The sequence below is a fragment of the Kitasatospora sp. MAP5-34 genome (genome assembly GCF_029894335.1).
Taxonomy (GTDB): domain Bacteria; phylum Actinomycetota; class Actinomycetes; order Streptomycetales; family Streptomycetaceae; genus Kitasatospora.
In genome coordinates, this window is the sequence record NZ_JARXZC010000043.1 from 43,573 (window position 1) to 66,845 (window position 23,273).

At 71.2% G+C, this 23,273-nt stretch carries 15 protein-coding genes and 1 pseudogene; 11 read left to right on the forward strand and 5 right to left on the reverse strand.

Annotated features, from left to right (window positions below):
- The first annotated feature begins 445 nt into the window (after positions 1-445).
- From P3T29_RS27670 to P3T29_RS27705, 8 genes are all read left to right on the forward strand, one after another.
- Positions 446-3,433, forward strand: a complete 2,988-nt coding sequence (locus P3T29_RS27670) for an EAL domain-containing protein (RefSeq protein ID WP_280719398.1) — start codon at positions 446-448, stop codon at positions 3,431-3,433.
- 311 nt (positions 3,434-3,744) lie between these two features.
- Positions 3,745-5,598: an acetolactate synthase large subunit gene (locus tag P3T29_RS27675; protein ID WP_280719386.1), complete on the forward strand. Its 1,854-nt coding sequence runs from the start codon at positions 3,745-3,747 to the stop codon at positions 5,596-5,598.
- Positions 5,599-5,686: 88 nt separating this feature from the next.
- Positions 5,687-6,211, forward strand: coding sequence for an acetolactate synthase small subunit (ilvN, locus tag P3T29_RS27680; protein ID WP_280719387.1), 525 nt, complete (start codon positions 5,687-5,689; stop codon positions 6,209-6,211).
- A gap of 219 nt (positions 6,212-6,430) precedes the next feature.
- Positions 6,431-7,429 (forward strand): ketol-acid reductoisomerase, encoded by a 999-nt coding sequence (ilvC, locus tag P3T29_RS27685; protein ID WP_280719388.1) that lies wholly within the window; start codon positions 6,431-6,433, stop codon positions 7,427-7,429.
- A 233-nt stretch (positions 7,430-7,662) separates the two neighbouring features.
- Positions 7,663-9,249 carry a phosphoglycerate dehydrogenase gene (gene serA, locus P3T29_RS27690; protein WP_280719399.1) on the forward strand — a complete coding sequence of 529 codons (1,587 nt, stop codon included), beginning with the start codon at positions 7,663-7,665 and terminating at the stop codon, positions 9,247-9,249.
- 186 nt (positions 9,250-9,435) lie between these two features.
- Positions 9,436-10,059: an LURP-one-related family protein gene (locus tag P3T29_RS27695; protein ID WP_280719389.1), complete on the forward strand. Its 624-nt coding sequence runs from the start codon at positions 9,436-9,438 to the stop codon at positions 10,057-10,059.
- Between the two features lie 275 nt (positions 10,060-10,334).
- Positions 10,335-10,505 carry a hypothetical protein gene (locus P3T29_RS27700; RefSeq protein WP_280719390.1) on the forward strand — a complete coding sequence of 57 codons (171 nt, stop codon included), beginning with the start codon at positions 10,335-10,337 and terminating at the stop codon, positions 10,503-10,505.
- Positions 10,506-10,713: 208 nt separating this feature from the next.
- Positions 10,714-14,067 carry a S8 family serine peptidase gene (locus P3T29_RS27705; protein ID WP_280719391.1) on the forward strand — a complete coding sequence of 1,118 codons (3,354 nt, stop codon included), beginning with the start codon at positions 10,714-10,716 and terminating at the stop codon, positions 14,065-14,067.
- Here the strand turns inward: P3T29_RS27705 and P3T29_RS27710 are convergent.
- Both P3T29_RS27710 and P3T29_RS27715 read right to left on the reverse strand, forming a co-directional pair.
- On the reverse strand, positions 14,014-14,436 hold the full coding sequence (locus tag P3T29_RS27710) for a GtrA family protein (RefSeq protein WP_280719400.1): 423 nt from the start codon (positions 14,434-14,436) through the stop codon (positions 14,014-14,016). The genes P3T29_RS27705 and P3T29_RS27710 overlap by 54 nt on opposite strands.
- 169 nt (positions 14,437-14,605) lie before the next feature.
- Complete coding sequence (locus P3T29_RS27715) at positions 14,606-17,140, reverse strand: YfhO family protein (RefSeq protein WP_280719392.1); 2,535 nt, start codon at positions 17,138-17,140, stop codon at positions 14,606-14,608.
- 160 nt (positions 17,141-17,300) lie between these two features.
- On the opposite strand from P3T29_RS27715, the gene P3T29_RS27720 reads away from it, so the two are divergent.
- The 3 genes from P3T29_RS27720 to cimA all read left to right on the forward strand — a co-directional run bounded on the left by P3T29_RS27720 (position 17,301) and on the right by cimA (position 21,581).
- Positions 17,301-18,338: a 3-isopropylmalate dehydrogenase gene (locus P3T29_RS27720; RefSeq protein WP_280719393.1), complete on the forward strand. Its 1,038-nt coding sequence runs from the start codon at positions 17,301-17,303 to the stop codon at positions 18,336-18,338.
- Between the two features lie 146 nt (positions 18,339-18,484).
- Positions 18,485-19,597, forward strand: coding sequence for a branched-chain amino acid aminotransferase (locus P3T29_RS27725; protein WP_280719394.1), 1,113 nt, complete (start codon positions 18,485-18,487; stop codon positions 19,595-19,597).
- A 388-nt stretch (positions 19,598-19,985) separates the two neighbouring features.
- The gene (gene cimA, locus P3T29_RS27730) at positions 19,986-21,581 is read left to right on the forward strand and encodes a citramalate synthase (protein WP_280719395.1); all 1,596 of its coding nucleotides are present in this window, start codon (positions 19,986-19,988) and stop codon (positions 21,579-21,581) included.
- A 130-nt stretch (positions 21,582-21,711) separates the two neighbouring features.
- Here cimA and P3T29_RS27735 read toward each other — a convergent pair whose 3' ends face one another.
- The 3 genes and pseudogenes from P3T29_RS27735 to P3T29_RS27745 form a co-directional block, all read right to left on the reverse strand.
- Positions 21,712-22,296: an ATP/GTP-binding protein gene (locus P3T29_RS27735; protein ID WP_280719396.1), complete on the reverse strand. Its 585-nt coding sequence runs from the start codon at positions 22,294-22,296 to the stop codon at positions 21,712-21,714.
- Complete coding sequence (locus tag P3T29_RS27740; RefSeq protein WP_280719397.1) at positions 22,277-23,017, reverse strand: DUF742 domain-containing protein; 741 nt, start codon at positions 23,015-23,017, stop codon at positions 22,277-22,279. Before P3T29_RS27740 ends, P3T29_RS27735 begins: the two co-directional genes overlap by 20 nt.
- A 162-nt stretch (positions 23,018-23,179) precedes the next feature.
- Positions 23,180-23,273 (reverse strand): annotated as a pseudogene (locus P3T29_RS27745) (roadblock/LC7 domain-containing protein); the annotation flags it as partial.

The window sequence follows — 23,273 nt, forward strand, 5'->3', positions numbered from 1 at the left end:
CACCGGTACGGCACGGCGGATCAGCTTCGCCGGCCCGCCCCGCAGGTGCCGGAACGGTCTTTCGGGGGCACTGTGATGACGCGACGTCAGGTCGCTTCGAGCGGTGGCACAGCCGAGGTCCGGGCGCGCTGCGGCCCCGGGCCGGAGGGGGAGATGTCGAGTGAACTCCACCGATGCGGTGTTGCCTGCCGCGCCTGCGCCGGGCCCGGCGGGCGAGGCCCGCAACTGCCCCCGCCACGTCCACCCGCAGCAGGCCCACCCCGAGCAGGCCCACCCCGAGCAGCCGCACCGGGACCAGTCTCACGCGCAGCACCTGCACCCCCGGCTCGCCGAGGCCCCGGCGGGCCGTTTCGGTGCCGTGGGCCACTGGGTGGCGGCCTGTTGGGCGGCCAAGTCCTCGGCGGCCAGAGCCTGGTGGGGCAGCCCCTGGTACCTGACCCCCTGGGTGCTGGCCAGCCGCGCGGTCCGGCGCCCCGGTACCGCCCTCGTGGTGCTCTGCCTCGGGTACGCGCTGGGGGCCGCGCTCGACTGGGGCTCGCCCTCGCTCGCGCTCTTCATGGGTGACTTCGGTCTGGCCGGTGCCGCCCTGGCGGCCGCCCTCTCCTGTCTGTTGCACGGCTGCACCGTCGGCGGCCCGTCCCGGCCGGCCTGGCTGCTGTTCGGGCTCTCCTCGTCCGTGGTGGCGTTCGGCAACGGCGCCTGGGGCTGGTACGAGGTCGTGCTCCGTACCGACCTGCCGCCCGACTCGCCCGCCGCGTACGCCTTCCTGCTCTTCGCCCCGCTCGCCATCGCCGGTCTGCTGGGGCTCGCCCAGCGCCCGCGCACGGCCGCCGACTGGCTCTGCCTGGTGCTGGACGGATGGCTGGTCGCGGGCTCCCTGTTCACCCTCAGCTGGAGTCTCGCGCTCGGCCGGGTCGCCGCAGGGGAGGGCGACGACCCCCTCCGGCTGGCGCTCGGCCTGGCCTACCCCGTCCTGGACATCCTGCTGATCAGCCTGGTGGTCGGCCTGCGCTTCCGCAGCCGGGACGGCAACCGGGCCGCCGTCCACACCGCCATGGTCGCCCTCGCGGTGACAGTGGTCTGCGACGCTCTCTTCACCTCGCCGGAGCTGCGGAACAGCTACCACTCCGGCGAGTTGCTGGACGCCGGCTGGTTCTGCGGAAGTGTGCTGCTCGCCCGGGCGCCCTGGTCACCGCGCCGCAGCCCGAGCCGCGAGCACCCCTCGTCCGGCGGAGCGCCGCGCCGCCGGGTCGCCTCCACCTTCAGCGCCCTGACTCCGTACGTCGCGGCGGCGGTCTGCACGGCCGGAATCCTCTACAACGCCCTGTACGGGCACCTGGACACCATGGTGGTCGCCATCGCCTGCACGGTCGGCTTCGCGCTGATCCTGCGCCAGGGCGTGATGCTGCTGGACAACCTCAAGCTGGCGCAGGAACTGGCCCAGAAGGAGGCGCACTTCCGCTCCCTGGTGCAGGGCTCCAGCGACGTCATCATGATCGCGGGCGCCAACGGCGTGCTCTCGTACGTGAGTCCGGCGGCCCTCGGGGTCTACGGCCGGGATCCGGAGGAGCTGGTCGGCGGCAACCTGCTCAACCTCGTCCACCCCGAGGACGTCGACCGGATGCTGCTGGAGGTCAGGCGGCTGCTGGTGAAGAGCCACGGCCGGCGCGGCGGTGAGGGCGCCACCGAGCCGTCGGCCCGGGTCGAGTGCCGGATCCGCTCCGGCGGCGGCGAGTGGCTGCACGTCGAGTCGACGGTCAACCGCTACCGGGACGGGCTGATCCTGAACAGCCGCGACGTCACCGAGCGGGTCATGCTGCAGGCCCAGCTCCAGCACAACGCCTTCCACGACCCGCTCACCGACCTCCCCAACCGGGCCCTGTTCGCCCAGCGCGTCCGCGCCGCGCTCGGCGCCCCCGCCGAGCCGGGCCCGCGCGCTCCGGAGCACCCCTACGGCCTCGACAGCATCTACACCGCCGACGGTTCGCGCGATCACCCCGGCCAGGACAGCTCCGCCATCGCGGTGCTCTTCCTCGATCTGGACGGTTTCAAGGCCGTCAACGACACCGCCGGGCACCAGGTGGGCGACGAGCTGCTGGTACAGGCGGCCCGCCGGCTCCAGGGCGCCGTCCGGGCCGGTGACACCGTCGCGCGGTTCGGCGGCGACGAGTTCGCCGCGCTGGTCTGCGGGCGGCTCGGCCGCAGCCAGGTCCACGAACTCGCCGAACGGCTGCGCTCCGCGCTCTCCGAGCCGTACTGGATCGGCGGCGCCGAGCTGGGCGTCGCCGCCAGCATCGGGATCGCGTTCGGCCCGCGCGACCACACGCCCGGCGCGGACCCCAAGGCCGCCACCGACGAGCTGATGCGCAACGCCGACCTGGCGATGTACCGGGCCAAATCGCAGGGCAAGGGCCGGGTGGTGCTCTACACCCCGGCGATGCGGGCCGAGTTGGACCGGCGGGCCGAGCTGGAGGACCGGCTCCGGGTCGCCGTCCGGGAGGGCGGCTTCACCCTGCTCTACCAGCCGTTGGTGGACCTGCACACCGGCGCGGTCACCGCCGTCGAGGCCCAGGCCCGCTGGCGCTCCGCCCAGGGGCTGCTGCTCACCCCGGCGGAGTTCCTGCGCACCGCCGAGCACGGTGACGCCGCCACCCGGTTCGCCCGCTGGATGCTCCAGGAGGCGGTCACCTCCGCCGCCGCCCGCCGCGCGGACCTGGCCCCGCCCAGATCCGTCCCCGTCCCGGTCTCGGTGCGGCTCACCTCCGAGCGGCTCTGCGCGCCCGGCATGTACGAGGCCATCATCGCGGTGCTGCGCGAGACCGGGCTCCCCGCCGAGCACCTGGTGATCGAGCTGGCCCGGACGGGTCCGGACACCGTCGCCGACGAGCTGGGCCGCCGGCTGGCCGCCCTGCGCCGGGCGGGGGTCTGCACCACCGTGGCGGGCTTCGGGGCGGGCCACGGCTCGCTCGGCGCGCTGGCCCGGCTCCCGTTCGACGCCCTCAAGCTGGACCGCAGCCTGGTCCAGGACGTCGCCGACTCGGCCGTCACCAGGGCGCTGGCCGGCCACGCCCTGCGGCTCGGCCGCGATCTCGGCCTGGTCACCGTCGCCGAGGGGGTCGACCACGCCCGGCAGGTGGTCGCGCTCCAGGAGCTGGGCTGCCGCCAGGGCCAGGGGCTGGCCTTCGCGCAGCCGCTGGACGAGCACCGGCTGCGCCGCGCGCTGGCCCGCCGGACGTACCCCCTGCCGCGTCCGCTCGGATCGCTCTCGGCCCGGCGCGCGTACCTGGCGGTCGACACCCGTTCGGGTGGCCGTGCGGAGCCCGGTGCGGGGCGGGTGGTGCACCGCCACGGGGCCCCCGACCTGCCGGAACGCCGGATGCCCACCGGTCCGTTGACAGGTCCGCATGGTGAGACCTCCGTCCCACCTGCTTGACACTCACCACCCCCTGGGAGGAAGGTCGGTGCCATGCGCACCCGAATTCTCGTACTTGGCGGGCGCGTCGGCTGAGTGGGCTACCGAGCCCCACTTGAGACAGACCGACGCGCCACCCCTCGCTTGCCCTTGGCACGAGGGGTTTTTTGTTGCACTGGAACTGGTCAAACACCGCAGAACCCCTGGCCGAAGCCGTCCGCACCTCCCTTTTCGCAGAAGACGGGCGGACGATTGAGGCAGAGCCGGAGACCGGCCACCCGAAGCGAGGCCATGACTCGCCCGGCCGGCAGAACCCGAGAAGAGACAGGCAGATGACTGAGCACGCCGCATCCCCCCGCCGTGGGGACAACCCGGCCGCCCACGCTCCGGGTCCCACCACCGTCGTCGAGACGATGACCGGCGCGCAGTCGCTCATCCGCTCGCTGGAGGCCGTAGGCGCGGACACCGTCTTCGGTATCCCGGGCGGGGCCATCCTTCCGGCGTACGACCCGCTGATGGACTCGACCAAGGTGCGCCACATCCTGGTCCGGCACGAGCAGGGCGCCGGTCACGCCGCGACCGGCTACGCGCAGGCGACCGGCAAGGTCGGGGTCTGCATGGCGACCTCGGGGCCGGGCGCGACCAACCTGGTCACCCCGATCGCCGACGCCTACATGGACTCCGTCGCGATGGTCGCGATCACCGGCCAGGTCGCCTCCAAGGCGATCGGCACGGACGCCTTCCAGGAGGCGGACATCTGCGGCATCACGATGCCGATCACCAAGCACAACTTCCTGGTCACCGACCCGGCCGAGATCCCGCGCGTGATCGCCGAGGCGTTCCACATCGCCGCCACCGGCCGCCCGGGTCCGGTGCTGGTCGACATCGCCAAGGACGCGCTGCAGGCCACCACCACCTTCCGCTGGCCGGTCGAGATGTCGCTGCCCGGCTACCGGCCCGTCACCAAGCCGCACGCCAAGCAGATCCGCGAAGCCGCCCGGATGCTGGTGAGCGCCAAGAAGCCGGTCCTCTACGTCGGCGGCGGCGTCCACAAGGCGGGCGCCGCCACCGAGCTGCGCATCCTCGCCGAGCTGACCGGCGCGCCCGTGGTCACCACCCTGATGGCGCTCGGCGTCTTCCCCGACAGCCACCCGCAGCACCTGGGCATGCCCGGCATGCACGGCTCCGTCCCGGCCGTCACCGCCCTGCAGAAGGCCGACCTGCTGTTCACCCTCGGCGCCCGCTTCGACGACCGCGTCACCGGCAAGCTGGACAGCTTCGCCCCGTACGCCAAGGTCGTGCACGCCGACATCGACCCCGCCGAGATCGGTAAGAACCGCCCGGCCGACGTGCCGATCGTCGGCGACGCCCGCGAGGTGCTGGCCGACCTGATCGTCGCCGTCCAGGCCGAGTACGACGCCGGGCACAAGAGTGACTACGCCGACTGGTGGGTCAAGCTCAACGAGTGGAAGACGACCTTCCCGCTCGGCTACGAGCCGGCCCCCGGTGGTGAGCTCTCGCCGCAGCAGGTGATCGAGCGGATCGGGCAGCTGGTCAGCCCGGACGCGATCTACGCGGCGGGCGTCGGCCAGCACCAGATGTGGGCCTCACAGTTCATCAACTACGAGAAGCCGGCCACCTGGCTGAACTCGGGTGGCGCGGGCACCATGGGCTACGCCGTCCCGGCCGCGATGGGCGCCAAGGCGGGCCGGCCGGAGGCCGTGGTCTGGGCGATCGACGGTGACGGCTGCTTCCAGATGACCAACCAGGAACTGGTCACCTGCGCGCTGAACAACATCCCGATCAAGGTCGCGATCATCAACAACGGGTCGCTGGGCATGGTCCGCCAGTGGCAGACGCTCTTCTACAACCAGCGCTACTCCAACACCGTGCTGCACTCCGGCCCCGAGCACGACGGCATCGCGGCCCCCACCCAGGGGACGCGCATCCCGGACTTCGTGCTGCTGTCCGAGGCGATGGGCTGCGTCGGTCTGCGCTGCGAGCGCCCGGAGGACCTGGACGCGGTGATCGAGCAGGCGATGGCGATCAACGACCGTCCGGTGGTCATCGACTTCATCGTCCACCAGGACGCCATGGTCTGGCCGATGGTCGCCGCCGGTACCAGCAACGACGAGATCCTCGCCGCCCGGGACGTGCGTCCCGACTTCGGCGACGACCTCGACTAACCCGCCCGTCGCCCGCCGCCACCCTTGCTCGATCCGGCTTCGCCGGAGCTCCTCTGGTGGACCTACCGATAGAGAGCTCATGACCATCATGTCCAAGCACACCCTCTCCGTCCTGGTCGAGAACAAGCCCGGCGTGCTCGCCCGCATCGCCGCCCTGTTCTCCCGTCGGGGTTTCAACATCGACTCCCTCGCCGTCGGCCCGACCGAGCACCCGGACATCTCCCGGATGACGATCGTGGTCAACGTCGAGGACCTGCCACTCGAGCAGGTCACCAAGCAGCTGAACAAGCTGGTCAACGTGATAAAGATCGTCGAGCTCGACCAGTCCGCTGCGATCCAGCGGGAACTGGTCCTGGTCAAGGTCCGCGCCGACGCCGAAACCCGGTCACAGGTCGTGGAAATCGTCCAGCTCTTCCGCGCCAAGACAGTTGACGTCTCCCCGGACGCCGTGACCATCGAGGCCACGGGCAGCTCCGACAAGCTGGAGGCGATGCTGCGGATGCTGGAGCCGTACGGCATCAAGGAGCTCGTCCAGTCCGGCCTGGTGGCGATCGGGCGAGGCGCCCGTTCGATCACCGACCGTTCCCTCCGAGCCCTCGACCGTTCTGCCTAAGGCTTCGCACCAGGCAACTGGTCAGCCACAGACAGGGGCGCGGGGAACTGCGCGAGACCGGAAGGCAACGGTCCGCAGGTTCCCACGTCGCCCAGCCCCCGCGCGCCCCTGGTCGTAACCCGTCTCACCCCTTAAAGCACTGCCCCACACCACCGCCGGGCCGACGTACGGTAAGTACGCAACGCACCTGGTACACCACACGCAAGGAGATGTGCCCCCGTGGCCGAGCTGTTCTACGAAGACGATGCCGACCTGTCCATCATCCAGAGCCGCAAGGTCGCGGTCATCGGCTACGGCAGCCAGGGCCACGCCCACGCGCTGTCCCTGCGCGACTCGGGCGTGGACGTCCGGGTCGGCCTGCTGGAGGGCTCCAAGTCCCGTGCCAAGGCCGAGGAGGCCGGCCTGCGGGTGACCGACCCGGCCACCGCCGCCGCCGAGGCCGACGTCATCATGATCCTGGTGCCGGACCCGATCCAGGGCGACGTCTACAAGGAGTCCATCGAGCCGAACCTGAAGGCGGGCGACGCGCTCTTCTTCGGTCACGGTCTCAACATCCGCTTCGGCTTCATCACCCCGCCGTCGGACGTCGACGTCTGCATGGTCGCCCCGAAGGGCCCGGGTCACCTGGTCCGCCGTCAGTACGAGGAGGGTCGCGGCGTTCCGGCGATCGTCGCGGTCGAGCAGGACGCCACCGGCAAGGGCCTGGAGCTGGCGCTCTCGTACGCGAAGGCGATCGGCGCCACCAAGGCCGGCGTCATCAAGACCACCTTCACCGAGGAGACCGAGACCGACCTGTTCGGTGAGCAGGCCGTCCTCTGCGGTGGCACCGCCGCCCTGGTGAAGGCCGGTTTCGAGACCCTGGTCGAGGCCGGCTACCAGCCGGAGATCGCCTACTTCGAGTGCCTGCACGAGCTGAAGCTCATCGTCGACCTGATGTACGAGGGCGGCCTGGAGAAGATGCGCTGGTCGATCTCGGAGACCGCCGAGTGGGGCGACTACGTCACCGGCCCGCGCATCATCACGGCCGACACCAAGGCCGAGATGAAGAAGGTCCTCGCCGAGATCCAGGACGGCACCTTCGCCAACACCTGGATCGCCGAGTACAAGGCGGGCCTGCCCAAGTACAACGAGTACAAGAACGCGGACTCCGAGCACCTGCTCGAGACCACCGGCAAGAAGCTGCGCAAGCTGATGAGCTGGGTCGACGAGAAGGCGTAACAAGGGACCACGAGGCACAACCGCCTTGTACAACCAGGCTGCTCCCGTCCGGGTGATTTCGCCGGACGGGAGCAGCCCGGTCCTCCGCCCGTCGATACACTTCCGAGTGCGCGTCAGGCCCACAGCGTCGTGCGTCTATCTACGCGGCATGCCACCTTCCCCCCGCCGGTCACGCCACGCCCGTGCCCCGGGGTGAACCGGACAGTTAAGGACACACTGTCGTGAGCAGCACTGTGACACCGAAAACCGCCGTAGTACTGATCGCCGAAGAGCTGTCCCCCGCCACCGTCGACGCGCTGGGCCCGGATTTCGAGATCCGCCACTGCAACGGCGGGGACCGGAACGAACTCCTCACCGCCATCGCGGACGTGGACGCCATCCTGATCCGCAGTGCCACCAAGGTGGACGCCGAGGCGCTGGCCGTCGCCAAGAAGCTCAAGGTCGTCGCCCGCGCGGGCGTGGGTCTGGACAACGTGGACGTCGCCGCCGCCACCAAGGCCGGCGTGATGGTCGTGAACGCCCCGACCTCCAACATCGTCACCGCCGCCGAGCTCGCCTGCGGTCTGCTGATCGCCAGCGCCCGGCACATCGCGCCCGCCAACGCCGCGCTCAAGCAGGGCGAGTGGAAGCGCAACAAGTACACCGGCGTCGAGCTGAGCGAGAAGACCCTCGGCGTCGTCGGCCTCGGCCGGATCGGCGTGCTGGTCGCCCAGCGGATGTCCGCCTTCGGCATGAAGATCGTGGCGTACGACCCCTACATCCAGGCCGCCCGCGCGGCCCAGATGGGCGTCAAGCTGCTGTCGCTCGAAGAGCTGCTGGAGGTCTCGGACTTCATCACCGTGCACCTCCCGAAGACCCCCGAGACGATCGGCCTGATCGGCGACGAGGCGCTGCACAAGGTCAAGCCGACCGTGCGCATCGTCAACGCGGCCCGTGGCGGCATCGTGGACGAGGCCGCGCTCGCCAGCGCGCTGCGCGACGGCCGGGTGGCCGGCGCGGGCCTGGACGTCTACGCGAAGGAGCCGTGCACCGACTCCCCGCTGTTCGCCTTCGACAACGTGGTCGCCACCCCGCACCTGGGCGCCTCGACCGACGAGGCGCAGGAGAAGGCCGGCATCGCCGTCGCCAAGTCCGTCCGCCTCGCGCTCGCGGGCGAGCTGGTGCCGGACGCGGTCAACGTCCAGGGCGGCGTGATCGCCGAGGACGTCCGTCCGGGCCTGCCGCTGGCCGAGAAGCTCGGCCGGATCTTCACCGCGCTGGCCGGCGAGGTCGCCGTCCGCCTCGATGTCGAGGTCCGTGGCGAGATCACCCAGCACGACGTCAAGGTGCTCGAACTCTCCGCGCTCAAGGGCGTGTTCGAGGACGTCGTGGCCGAGACGGTGTCCTATGTCAACGCCCCGCTGTTCGCCCAGGAGCGCGGCGTCGAGGTCCGTCTGACGACCAGCAGCGAGAGCCCCGAGCACCGCAACGTCATCACCGTGCGCGGCACGCTGTCCGACGGCGGCGAGATCGCCATCTCCGGCACGCTCTCCGGCCCGAAGCAGACCCAGAAGATCGTCGGCGTGGACGCGTTCGAGGTGGACGTGGCGCTCACCGACCACATGGCCTTCTTCAAGTACGAGGACCGCCCCGGCGTGGTCGGCACCCTCGGCCAGATCCTCGGCAACGCCGGCATCAACATCGCGGGCATGCAGGTCGCCCGGGACGGTGACCGCGCGCTGGCCTCGATCACGGTCGACAGCGAGGTCTCGCAGGAGGTCCTGACCGAGATCGCCGGCGCGATCGGCGCCGAGTTCGCCCGCTCGGTCAACCTCGGCTGACCCACCCCTTCTGACGATTGGCTGAGGGCCGGCTGGTGACCGGCTGACCGTTCGTCATCGTCCTGACAGCCCCCTCGGTCTGATGTTGTGCTGATTGCGTAACAGCAGGCCAGGGGGCTGTCATGGTGCAAGTCGGACTCTCTATGCTCATCCCCGTCATCACATCACCAAGGGGAGGAAACCGGCATGAGTGACGGAATCGGCAGCCTGTTCGGCATAGCGCAGCAGCTGCTCGGCAGCGCCCAGCAGCAGGGTCACGGGGACAATCACGACAACTTCCTGGAGGGCCTCAGCCAGCGCCTGCTGGAGGGTCACGAGCCCGTCCAGAACGGTGTCACCTACGAGATCGACGAGAAGTTCTTCTCGCCGACCCACGACTTCTGGATCAAGCGCGGCGGTGAGCGCGTCTTCCAGGTCGACGAGAAGATGTTCAGCTTCAGCGGCGTCATCGCGCTGCAGGACGTCAACGGCAACGAGCTGTACCGGATCTCCGAGAAGATCATGACGCTCCGGGACATCCGTTACATCCAGCGCGGCGAGCAGCGCATCGCCACGGTGAAGAAGGCGCTCTTCTCGCCGCTGGTCTACAAGTTCACCGTGACCTTCGAGAACGGTGCCGAGCTGCACGTCACGGGCAACATCACCGACCACCAGTACGCCATCACGTTCGGGCAGCAGGAGGTCGCGCACATCGCCCGTAAGTGGTCGCTGCTGAGCGAGCACTACGGCGTCACCATCGTCCCCGGCCAGGACGACGCACTGCTGCTGACCATCGCGGCCTGCGCCGAGGCCATGGTCCTGGACGACTGATCCCGCCCCGACCCGCCAGGGCCCGGACCGCCGCTGCGGTCCGGGCCCTGTGCCGTCCCGGGCGCTGTCTCAGATAGTAGGAAATCCAAGTAGTTGTGCAGACAGCAACGGTGGGTCCGCGTACCTTGGAAGAGCCGGACGGTGAGCCCACCCCCTTCAAGCCAGGGTGCGCGGCCCCTCCGTGCCGTACGCACAACGACAGGCGACCCCTGCTCGGCGTACCAACTTCTCCCCACCCTCAGCACGCTCACGTGCCCTGAACCGAGGAGCCCGGTATGCCCCACGCAAACCTGCTCACCCACCGTGACCACTACACCGCCCCCGCCGCCCCCGTCCGGACCCCGCGCCGCCACCGCCGGTCCGAGCCCGACCCGCACGCCGCAGCCGCCCTCCAGCGAGCCCTCGACCGCCGCGACAACGGCGGCGCGACGGGCCACGGCGCCTGACGGCTTCACAGCCAGGCGCCCCTGTCGTGGTTAGCCCGAATGCCTGACGATCCGTCACCCGCAGGAGTGCAAGCCCGACCCCGGAGGGGGAACTCGCTGGCCCTGGTCGACGAGGTGATCCTAATTTGGTGCTCCGGGAGGGTGATCGACGTCCGCGCCGCGCGGGCTGTACGCAGATCAGTCCACCCCTGCCGGGGGAGGCGGACCTGTGCGCACCCATGGTGCTCTGACCCGGATCGGTATCACCCTCGCCGTCGTCGCCGGCTCCGCCGTGCTCGCCGCCGCGCCGCCCACCGGTGCGGCGGCCGAGCCAGGTGCGATCGGGAGTCGGGCCGATACCCAGCAGAGCGTTCTGCTGGAACTCGACACCGAGGCCGCCGCCCCCGCCTGGCGCCGGGCCGGCACCGAGGCCCGGCGGGCCCGGCGCTCCCCGGAGGAGGTCCGGCGGCAGGCGGCGCAGGCCGGTGCCGACCAGCGTGGGCGGGTGAGCCAGGCGCTCGACCGGCTGGCCGACGCTGTCCACAGGGCCGCCCCGGACTCCCGGGAGCTGTACCGCACCCGCACCCTGCTCGCCGGTCTCGCGGTGACCGCCCCGGCCGGGCGGCTGCCCGCGCTGCGCGCGCTGCCCGGCGTACGGGCGGTGCACCCGATCACCCGCAAGGAGCGCGGCAACGCGTACTCCGTCCCGCTCACCGGCGCGCCCGCCGTCTGGTCCGGCACTCTCGCGGACGCGGGTCTGCCCGGCAACACCGGTGCGGGCGTGCGGATCGGCATCATCGACTCCGGCATCGACTACACCCACGCCGACTTCGGCGGTCCGGGCACCGAGCAGGCGTTCCGCTCGGTCGAGCGCGGCAAGCCCGCCCCGGCCGCCCTGTTCCCGAACAGCAAGGTGATCGGCGGCAAGGACCTGGTCGGCGACGACTACAACCCGGACCCGTCGGCCCCCAACTTCCAGCCCGTCCCGCACCCCGGCCCCAACCCGCTGGACTGCGCGCTGAACGGCCACGGCACCCATGTCGCGGGCACCGCCGCCGGCCTCGGCGTCACCTCCGCCGGCAAGACCTACACCGGCCCGTACCACCCGGGGCTGGACCCGGCGGGCTTCAAGGTCGGCCCCGGCGCCGCCCCCGGCGCTCAGCTGTACGCGATCCGGGTCTTCGGCTGCGACGGCTCCACCGACCAGCTCGCCCAGGCCCTCGACCTGGCGGCGGACCCGAACGGCAACGGCGACCTCTCGGACCGGCTGGACGTCGTCAACCTCTCGCTCGGCAGCCGCTTCGGCAACCCCGACGACACCGACGCACTGGCCGCCGACCGCCTCGCCGAGCTGGGGACGGTGGTGGTCGCGGCGGCGGGTAACGAGGGCGACGTGTACGGCGTCGGCGGCAGCCCCGGCAACGCCGCCCGGGCCATCGACGTCGCCGCCTCGGTGGACGGGCACGCCGACGCCGACGGGATCCGGGTGCTCGCCCCCGAGCCGATGGCCGGTCTCGTCCCCGCGCACTGGAGCGCCAAGTACCAGAGCTGGTCGGCCAAGGACGTCAGCGCCGAACTCGCTCTCCCGGTCGACCAGTCGGACGGCTGCGCCGCCTTCGACGCGGCCGACGCCGCCCGCCTCAAGGGCCGGATCGCGGTGCTGAGCTGGCATACCAAGGATCCGGAGCGGGCCTGCGGCTCCGCCCCCCGGGCCGACCACGCCGCCGCCGCCGGGGCGGTCGGCACACTGTTCGCGGCCGACGGTGACCACCTGGGCGAGATCGCCGGTGACGACAGGATCCCTGCCGCCATCATGGCCAAGGCCGACGGTGAGCGGCTGGTCAAGGCCGTCGCCGCGGGGCCGGTCCGGGTGCAGTTGGCCGTCCCCGGCAATCCGCTGCACGGTGCGGTCGTCCAGAACCAGCCGCTCCGGGCGGACACCCTGACCAGCTTCACCTCACGCGGCGTCGGGCTGCCGGGCCTCGTCAAGCCGGACGTCGCGGCGCCGGGCGAGACCATCTGGTCGGCGCGGGTGGGCACCGGCAGCGGCGGTATGCGCGAGGACGGCACCTCGATGGCCAGCCCGCACATCACCGGGCTCGCCGCCCTGGTCCGGTCCGCACACCCGGGCTGGTCGCCGGCCGAGGTCAAGGCGGCGCTGATGAACACGGCGGGCGACACCTGGCTCGGCGACGACCACACCGGCCCGGTCTACGGCCCGGAGCGGACGGGCGCCGGCCGGGCCAGGGTCGACCTCGCCGTCCGCACCCCGGCCGTGGCGTACGCGGCGGGGGAGGGCTCGGTGGACGGCGCGGTCGGCGTCTCCTTCGGTCCGGTACCGGTCACCGGGCCGACCGAGCAGGCCCGGGAGGTCGAGATCCGGAACTTCTCGGATCAGCCGCTCGACTACACCACCGGCTACCTGCCGGCCACCGAAGTCCCAGGCGCGCGCTTCGACCTGTCGCCTGCTCAGGTCACCGTCCCGGCGGGCGGTACGACCCGGGTCACCGTGACCCTGCGCGTCCCCGGGCGGCTCGGCCGGGCGCCCGATCCGACCATCGACCTCACCCAGACGGGCCACGCCCGCAGCTACCGGGCCGAACTCTCCGGGCGGCTGCTGCTGACCCCCGTCGGCGCCGACGTACCGGCCCTGCGCGTCCCGCTCTTCGCCGCCCCGCGCCCCGCGTCCGAGCTGTCGGCGGGCCCGCAGGCCCGCACCTCGCAGACCTCCACCCTGCTCAGCCTGACCGGCACCGGCGCACCGGCGGCCGGTGGCGACGCGCTGATCAGTGCCTTCGCCCTCGGCGGGGAGGCCGCCCGCTGGCCCGACTGCCCGCAGGACACCCACCAGAGCGACAAGGACAAGGAGAAGGACAAGGGCGAGAAGGGCAAGGACGTCTGCGTCACCCGGGCCGGTGACCGCGCGGCCAACCTCCGGACGGCCGGCGCCGCCACCGACGCCCCGGCGGTCAGCGGCGACCCGCTGGACAAGGGCATGCTCTACCTGGCCGCGACCTTCTGGGCCCCGAGTGCCAGCCCGGTGAGCAGCTTCGGCGTCCGGGCCTCGCTGGACACCGACGGTGACGGCGTGACGGACGTGATCGTCGTCGCCGACCGGCTGACGGGCAGTGACGTCCTGGTCGCCCGCGCCCTGGACGCCAGGACGGGCAAGGAGCTGGACGTCGAGCCGCTCAACGCCCGCTGGGGCGACACCGACACCGATCTGCTGGACAGCGACACCGTCGTCCTGCCCGTCCGGCTGTCGGCCCTGCCGGGGCTGAGGCAGAGCGCCGGCAAGATCCGCTACGCCCTCTGGACGGGCCTCGCGACCCAGGGCGGCACACCCGGCGTCAAGGACGCGGTCTCCTCGATCGGCCTGGACGGCGAACACCCGACCCTGACGATCGACGCGCTGCACCCGGCCCTCGACATCCGCAGCGGCTTCGGCGGCCCGGCGGCGATCACCACCCCGGAGCGGCCCGGCTCCGTGCTGGAGATCCGCCGCATGCCGGGGGACAGCACCCGGCTGCTACTTGTCCACCACTTCAACCCGGACGGGCGCCGGGCCGAGATCCTCGGCTGAGGTCGATCGGTCAGATTTATCTCCAGGCGCTGAGTCCCGGCTGGTCAGGACCAGCTTCGAGAGCACGAACGTGATCGGGATCGCGACCACTGCGGCCAGCAGTGGCGCGATCTTCTCGTTCACCTTCAGCCACTCCACCAGCGCGAGCACGCCACCGCTCTGCACCAGGTAGTTGGTGATGTTCGGCAGCGGGAAGAGCAGGAACTTCCGCCAGGTCGGCCTGGTCCGGTAGGTGAAGTAGGTGTTCATGAAGAACGACCCGACCATGCTGACCAGGAAGGCGAGGGTGAACGCGGCGAAGTACGGCAGGTGGGGGTGGAGCATCAGGTAACCGGCGTAGAAGGTCGCGGTGTTCACCACGCCGACCATGCCGAACCTGACGAGCTGCCAGAGCTGCGGCTTCACCGACCCTCCTCCTCCGACCCCGCGTAGTAGATCCAACCGGTGTAGATCCGGCCGATGTACTCATGAATCACCCAATTGTCCCGTTGATAGTACCGGTGCTCACCTGCACCGCCGGGTGGGCGCACAGTCGCCATCAGGGGCGCGCTAGTACTCGGCGCAAAGTACTCAGCGCACGTACTCGACTGCGCCGCAGCCGGGTGATCAGCCCGACACCCGCCACCACCGCGAGCGCGACGCCGCTCACCGCCAGCCCTGTGTTCAGCCCGGGCGTGCGGTAGCCGCACGAGAAGCGCGAGGCGCCTGCGCCGAGCCGCACCCCGATCATGCCCAGCACCGATTTCGGCGCGGCCTCGGCCCCGCCGTCGACCGAGCACTGCCAGCCCTGCACAGCCGGGACGGAGACCAGCGCGAGGCCGGTCGACCCGGCGGGCAGCTCGGCGCTGAGGGCGTGCCCGCCGGTGCTCACCGAGGTGGCGGCCCTGAGCTGTGCGAGGGCGGCCGACAGCGCGCCGTGGTCGAGGCAGCCGATCGGCTCGACCGGGACCTGCGCCGCCGCCCCGGCCCGCAGCCGCAGCTGGACCTGGCCGTCGGCGGGTACGGTGCCCAGCTCCCGGATCGGCATCGCCGTCATCGGCTGCCGGCCGTAGCTGTCGTACTCGGTGCCCAGCCCCAGCACGGTTCCGTTGAACCACGGTCCGTAGAAGTACGCAGTGCTGCCCGGGGTGCAGACCCCGTCGAACGTCGTCCAGGTCCCGCCCTCGGGCGTGGCCGGGACGGACCAGCCGCTGATGCCGTGCAGGGTGGGCACGGGCCCGGCGGTGGGGGTGAGCTGCGGGATGTCGTACACCTTGGCGCCGAGCAGCGACTGCTGCCGGGACCAGACGGAGGAGACGTCCGGCTTGCTGTCGGGATGCACGGTGACCAGCGGCGCGGCGGCGGCCTGCTCGGGGCTGAAGCCCTCGGGTGCCGAGCTGCTGTCCAGGTACGTGGTCACCCCGAACAGCGCCCGCCCGACCGGGTCGGCGGGGCTGAGGGTGTGCCGTCCCTCGAGGTACCAGCCGGCGCCCAGGTCGTGCAGCAGCTGCGCCGTCACGGCGGGCAGGTAGCTGCTGTAGTACGAGCCGCCCTCGCCGCCGAGCAGCAGCGGGTCGTTGCTCGTGAACTCGTGCGGGCCCGGGTCGGTCCGGTTCTTCGGCCAGTCGTCCGCGCGCTGGATGAGGTCGTACGCGGCCGACGACTGCGAGCTGATGGTCGTCCGGCTGATGGTCGTCCGGTCGCGGAGCACGGTGGCCCAGTACGCGGCGTACGTGGACCCGGCCAGCACACCGACCGCCAGCACCGTGCCGACGATCCGCCGCACCGCCGGGTCGTCCGGCCGGCGCTGCAGAAGCCAGAGCGCGCCGACCACGACTGCGCCGCCCGCGACGACCAGCACCCAGGTGGAGGAGCGGACGGAGCTGTGTCCGCGCCCCAGCACCGCGATCAGCGCGACCAGCCCGGCGCCGCCGAGCAGTGCGAACGGGTCGGGGCGGCGCGACAACGAAACCCAGGCCGCCATCACCAGCATCCCGCTGAGCACGAACGCCGCCCGGTACGGGCTGCCGTCGGGGACCGCCAGGCCGTGCCAGAGCAGTATGGTCGGCCGCCAGCCGAAGCTGGCCGCGACGGCCACCAGCAGGACGTACCAGGCGGCCCGCTCGCGGATCCGCACCTCGCGGTTGAACGGCAGCGAGGCGACCAGGAGGAGGGCCGGCAAGCCGACGAAGATGTTCGGCATCGAGTGGTCCGAGCCTCCGCCGGGCAGCAGCTGCGTCAGGTAGTCGGTGAGGCCGGTCGGGCCGTCGTACCGGGCCAGCGGCGCGGGCTGGGACACCTTGCCCGCCTTGAGGCCGACCAGGATCACGGGCGTGGTCAGCAGCACCCCGGTCGCCACCATGGCCGCCGCCCGGGCCAGTACCCGCAGCTTCGCCCGCACCGGGGTCCGGGCCAGGTACATCCGGACCAGCAGCACCAGTCCGGCGGCGAGGGTGGCCATCGCGCCGGTGTGGACGTTGCCCGCCCAGGCCACCGCGACCAGCAGCGTGCCCAGCACCCACCGCCGCTGCCGCAGGCACCAGTCGCAGGCCAGGCAGACCAGTGGCAGCGAGACCAGGCCCCACATCCACCTCGGGTCGGCCGCGCCGTCGTTCAGCACCCAGGCGCAGACGCCGTACCCGACGGCGAGCAGTGCCCGCAGCCAGGGGGAGCCCTGGTGCAGCCGGCCGAGGAAGACCGTCATCAGGGCCGAGGCGAGCCCGATGCTGAGCAGGGTGACCAGGAAGACCGGGAAGTTCACGGCGTCGCGCGGGAAGAGCCCGACCAGCCAGGAGAACGGGTTCATCAGGTACGCCATGAAGTCCGCGAGGAACGGCGCGCCGTACCCGCTGTTCCAGTTGAACAGCAGGTCGCCGGTGCTGTTCCCGTGCATCAGGTCCCACAGGTGGGCGTGGTACGGCACGAGCTGGTCGCCGAGGTCGTTCACCGCCCGCGAGCGCGCGCCGAACGGGTACGTCCGGTGGATCGCGAGCGCCAGGCAGTAGGCCGCCATCGAGAGCGCCGCCGCGAGCCCGGCCGCCCTGGTCTCCGGGCTGCGGAGTCCTCGACGGGCGGCTGCGACGGTCCGGCTCACTGCGTGTTGTCCATCGGCCTGATCCCCTGCGAGGAAATGCGCGAATACTCGTCGGATATTACCGAATGTCCCCGCTCCGCCCGAGGCTCCGCGCCCCTCTCGAATGTCCGGATAGTGGACGCGAGATGTCACCCCCTGGGACGCGGCGTAGGGTTCGAGTATGTCTCGTAGCCTTCGTCTCGCAGTGATCCCCGGTGACGGTATCGGCCAGGAAGTCGTGGCCGAGGGCCTCAAGGTGCTCGCCGCCGCCCTCCCCGCCGACGTCAAGGTGGAGACCACCGAGTACGACCTCGGTGCCCGGCTCTACCACCGCACCGGCGAGACCCTGCCGGACAGCGTGCTGGCGGAGCTGAAGACCCAGGACGCGATCCTGCTGGGCGCGATCGGCGACCCGAGCGTCCCGTCCGGCGTGCTGGAGCGCGGGCTGCTGCTCAAGCTGCGCTTCGCCTTCGACCACTACCTGAACCTCCGCCCGGGCAAGCTCTTCCCCGGCGTGCAGTCCCCGCTGGCCGGCGACCCCCAGATCGACTTCGTGGTCGTCCGCGAGGGCACCGAGGGCCCGTACGTCGGCAACGGCGGCACCCTGCGCACCGGTACCGAGCACGAGGTCGCCACCGAGGTGAGCCTCAACACGGCGTACGGCATCGAGCGGGTCGTCCGCGACGCCTACCGCCGCGCGGCCGCCCGCCCGCGCAAGAAGCTGACGCTCGTCCACAAGAACAACGTGCTGGTGCACGCGGGCCACCTGTGGACGCGGATCTTCGCCGCCGTCGGCCAGGAGTTCCCCGAGGTCACCACCGACTACCTGCACGTGGACGCGGCGACGATCTTCTTCGTCACCCAGCCCGAGCGGTTCGACGTGATCGTCACCGACAACCTGTTCGGCGACATCCTGACCGACCTGGCCGCCGCCGTCACAGGTGGCATCGGCCTGGCGGCCAGCGGCAACATCAACCCCACCGGCGAGTTCCCGTCGATGTTCGAGCCGGTCCACGGCTCGGCCCCCGACATCGCCGGCCAGGGCAAGGCCGACCCGACCGCCACCGTGCTCTCGGTCGCCATGCTCCTGGAGCACCTCGGCTTCACCGCCGAGGCCGCCAAGGTCGAGGCGGCCGTCGCGGCCGACCTCGCCACCCGCACCGGCACCCGCTCCACCTCCGAGGTCGGCGACGCGCTCGTTGCCCGAGTAGCCGGCTGAGGGGGCCTGTACTACTTCCACAGCTGACATGCCAGCTGTTCGGCACGGCCCTCCAGATGCGACTATCAACAGTGGGCCGTGCCGTCGTGTGTTCGATCACCGATGGTCCGCGCCCGGACCAACCCCACGGTGAAGGACAGACAGCCATGAGTACGCCCACCCAGGCGCCCATCACGTTCGACCTCAAGCCCTCCGCGCACCCGCTCTCGGATGCGGAGCGCCAGGCCCGGCTGGCCAATCCCGGCTTCGGCAGGGTCTTCACCGACCACATGGTCACCATCCGCTGGACCGAGGGCCGTGGCTGGCACGACGCCCAGCTGACGCCGTACGCGCCGCTGGAGATCGACCCGGCCAACATGACGCTGCACTACGGTCAGGCGATCTTCGAGGGCCTCAAGGCCTACCGCCAGGTCGACGGCTCGATCTCCACCTTCCGGCCGACCGCCAACGCCGAGCGCATGCAGGCCTCCGCCCGCCGGCTGGCCATGCCCGAGTTGCCGACCGAGACCTTCGTCGAGGCCGTCGAGCTGCTCGTCCAGCAGGACCAGGCGTGGGTCCCGAGCGAGCCGGAGCAGAGCCTCTACCTGCGCCCGTTCATGTTCGCGACCGAGGTCGGCCTCGGCGTCCGCCCGGCCAACGAGTACCTCTTCATGATCATCGCGTCCCCGGCCGGCGCGTACTTCCCCGGCGGGGTCAAGCCGGTCTCGGTCTGGCTCTCCGAGGAGTACGTCCGGGCCGCGCCCGGCGGCACCGGCACCGCCAAGTGCGCGGGCAACTACGCCGCCTCGCTGGTCGCCCAGGCCCAGGCCGCCGCCAAGGGCTGCGACCAGGTCGTCTGGCTCGACGCCGCCGAGCACCGGTGGATCGAGGAGATGGGCGGGATGAACCTCTACTTCGTCTTCGGCGAAGGCAAGGACGCCCGCGTCGTCACCCCCGAGCTCTCCGGCGCGCTGCTCCCGGGCATCACCCGCGACTCGCTCCTCAAGATGGCCGCCGACCTCGGCTACGCCGTCGAGGAGCGCCGCATCTCCACCGACGAGTGGAAGCAGGGCAACATCGACGGCACCCTCACCGAGGTCTTCGCCTGCGGCACCGCCGCCGTGATCACCCCGGTCGGCTCCGTCAAGTCCGCCCGTGGCGACTGGACCGTCGGCGACGGCACCCCGGGCCCGGTCACGATGGAACTCCGCAAGGCCCTGCTCGCCGTCCAGAGCGGCCAGAACCCGGACACCCACAACTGGCTGCACAAGCTCGTCTGAGAGCTCTGACCTGGCCCGACGGCCTCCCCGCCCCGACGTCGTTCTGAATGGCGAGACAGGGAGGCCGTATTCCGGGCGGTGTGCCAGACTCCGAACGTGTCCTCGCTCGCGCTCATTATTAGCAGCAGGCGCGCCGGTCCGCAGTGACCGCTCCGCAGTGACCCCTCAGCGGAGCGACCAATGTGTCAGACCCGCGCGCAGACCTCTCGCACCCGCGAGGGGTCTTTTGTTTTGCCCGACCGGCCCATCTCCAGCCGGTCCGGCAGGACTCGGAGGGATCGGAGCCCCCAGAAAGGGCATCGAGAATCCGGGTGGCGCGCGGGGACTCGGCACGGCAGCGCCGGACACTTGGCATCAGGCAGTACTCGCCGAACGGAGAAACAGGGCCATGAGCCACCCCGACGACAGCTTCCACGTCTTCGACACCACGCTGCGCGACGGAGCCCAGCGCGAGGGCATCAACCTCACCGTCGCCGACAAGCTGACCATCGCCCGGCACCTGGACGAGTTCGGCGTCGGCTTCATCGAGGGCGGCTGGCCCGGTGCCAACCCCCGCGACACCGAGTTCTTCGCCCGCGCGGCGGTCGAACTCGATCTCAAACACGCCCAACTGGTCGCCTTCGGCGCGACCCGCCGGGCCGGCGGCAAGGCCGCCGAGGACCCGCAACTGGCCGCCCTGGTCAACTCGGGGGCACCGGTCGTCACCCTGGTCGCCAAGTCGCACGACCGCCACGTCGAACTCGCGCTGCGCACCACGCTCGAGGAGAACCTGGAGATGGTCCGCGACAGCGTCGAGTACCTGCGCTCGCGGGGCTGTCGGGTCTTCATCGACTGCGAGCACTTCTTCGACGGGTACCGGGCCAACCGCGACTACGCCCTCGCCGTCGTCCGCACCGCCCACCAGGCCGGCGCCGACGTGGTGGTGCTCTGCGACACCAACGGCGGCATGCTGCCGGCCGGCGTCCGGGACATCGTCGCGGACGTCCTGAAGGAGACCGGCGCCCGGCTCGGCATCCACGCCCAGGACGACACCGGCTGCGCCATCGCCAACACCCTCGCCGCCGTGGACTCCGGCGCCACCCACGTCCAGTGCACCGCCAACGGCTACGGCGAGCGGGTCGGCAACGCCAACCTCTTCCCCGTGGTCGGCGCGCTGGAACTCAAGTACGACCGGCGGGTCCTGCCCGAGGGCAAGCTGCCCGAGATGACCCGGATCTCGCACGCCATCGCCGAGGTCGTCAACCTGGCGCCCTCCACCCATCAGCCGTACGTGGGCTTCTCCGCCTTCGCGCACAAGGCCGGGCTGCACGCCTCCGCCATCAAGGTCGACCCGGACCTCTACCAGCACATCGACCCCGAGCAGGTCGGCAACACCATGCGGATGCTGGTCTCCGACATGGCGGGCCGGGCCTCGATCGAACTCAAGGGCAAGGAGCTGGGGTACGACCTCTCCGCCGACCGCGACCTGCTCGGCCGGGTGGTCGCCAAGGTCAAGGAGCAGGAGAACCTGGGCTACACCTACGAGGCCGCCGACGCCTCCTTCGAGCTGCTGCTCCGCGACGAAGTCCGGGGCAGGCGTGAGCGGTTCTTCACCCTGGAGTCCTGGCGGACCATCAGCGAGCAGGGGCCGGGCGGAGTTGCCGGCAACGAGGCCACCGTCAAGCTCTGGGCCGAGGGTGAGCGCCGGATCGCCACCAGCGAGGGCAACGGGCCGGTGGACGCCCTGGACAAGGCGCTGCGTACGGCACTTGAGCACATCTACCCGCAGCTGGGCACCCTGGAGCTGATGGACTACAAGGTCCGGATCCTGGAGGGCCAGCACGGTACGGGCTCCAAGACCCGGGTGCTGATCGAGAGTTCGGACTCCGCCGCGTCCTGGTCCACGGTGGGCGTCGCGGACAACGTGATCGCCGCCTCCTGGCTCGCCCTCGAGGACGCGTACACCTACGGGCTGATCCGGGCGGGGCTCGAACCGGGCAACTGACCGTCCCCGTACGTCAGAAGGCGCACGTCAGAAGGCGCACGTCAGAAGGCGCACGTCAGAAGGCCCACGTCAGAAGGCCCACGGACCTGAGGGTCCGTGGGCCTTTCTGGTGGCCGGCTGCCGCACGTTGCTACCGGAGTCGGGCGAGCAGTGCGTGCTCGACCAGGGTGATGAGCGCGCTCTTGGCGCTGTCCCGGCGGCGGGCGTCAAGCGTTATGACCGGGGTGTCGGGGCCGAGTTGGAGGGCTTCGCGGACTTCGTCGGCGGTGTGGGGCTGGTGTCCGTCGAAGCCGTTGAGGGCGACGACGAAGGGGAGTCCGCTGTTCTCGAAGTAGTCGAGGGCGGGGAAGCAGTCGGCGAGGCGGCGGGTGTCGACGAGGACGACGGCGCCGATGGCGCCGCGGACGAGGTCGTCCCACATGAACCAGAAGCGGTCCTGGCCGGGGGTGCCGAACAGGTACAGGATCAGGTCTTCGTCGAGGGTGATCCGGCCGAAGTCCATGGCGACGGTCGTCGTCGTCTTGCCCTGGACGTGGCTGAGGTCGTCGATGCCGGCGCTGGCGCTGGTCATGACGGCTTCGGTGCGGAGGGGGTTGATCTCGGAGACCGCGCCGACGAGCGTGGTCTTGCCGACACCGAAGCCACCCGCGACGACGATCTTCGCGGAGGTGGTGGCGCGGCTGGGGGCGGCCGCGTTAGAGGTTGCGAAGTCCACTGAGGACCCTTTCGAGCAGCGTGACGTCGGGCTGGTTGCCGGATTCGCCGCCGGCGGCGGGCTGGTGGATGGCCACAAGGCCGGCCTCGGCCAGGTCGGCCACGAGGATCCGGGCCACCCCCAGCGGGATGTTGAGCAGCGCGGAGACCTCGGCGACGGACTTGACCTCGGTGCACAGCGTGCAGATCCGCTGGTGCTCGGGGAGCATCGTAGCGAGGCGGTCCGGCGCGACATTGGCCGAAACCAGTGCCTCCAAGGCCAGTTCGTAGCGGGGCCGGGTGCGGCCGCCGGTCATTGCGAACGGGCGGATCAGCGGTCCGGAGTCCTGCTCGTCGTCGTAGTCGTCGAGGTAGCCGGGCTCCTCGCCGTGGTCGGGCTCGGCCGGTTGCACGGGGAAGCTTTCGGGGCCACGACGGCCGGGGGCCGTCCGGTAGCCGCCGAGGTCCTGCCGGGTGTCCTGGCGGTACTGCTGCTGGTGCTGCTGCGGCGGCTGCTGCTGGCCGTAGGGCTGCGGCTGCTGCCCGTACTGCTGCTGGCCCTGCAGGTGTTGGTACTGCTGGTGTTGCTGCTGGCCGTACTGCTGCTGGGCGTACTGCTGCTGTTCGTGCTGCAGCTGTTCGTACGGCTGACCGGGGCCGACGCCGGGGGCTCCGAAGGCGTCATGGCCGGTGCCAGGGTACGGAACGCCGTACTGGCCGCTGCGGTCGTCGGGCGGGGTCACGGTTCCTCTCCTCACATGGTGCGGCGGTGCGGTGCGAGTTCAGGGCCGGGGCCCTGAACAGGTGATGCGAAAGCCGTACAACGCCCGAACCCGAGCCCGTTGATGGCGGGCTCGGGACGGGCAGGAGGTCTTTCGAATACCAGGACGGTATCCGACGAACCGTCAGTGCAGCAGGCTGCCCTGAAGTTCCGCGCGAAGTGCGGGGGTGAGGACGGCGCCGGCTCGGTCGACGAGCAGGGCCATTTCGTATCCGACG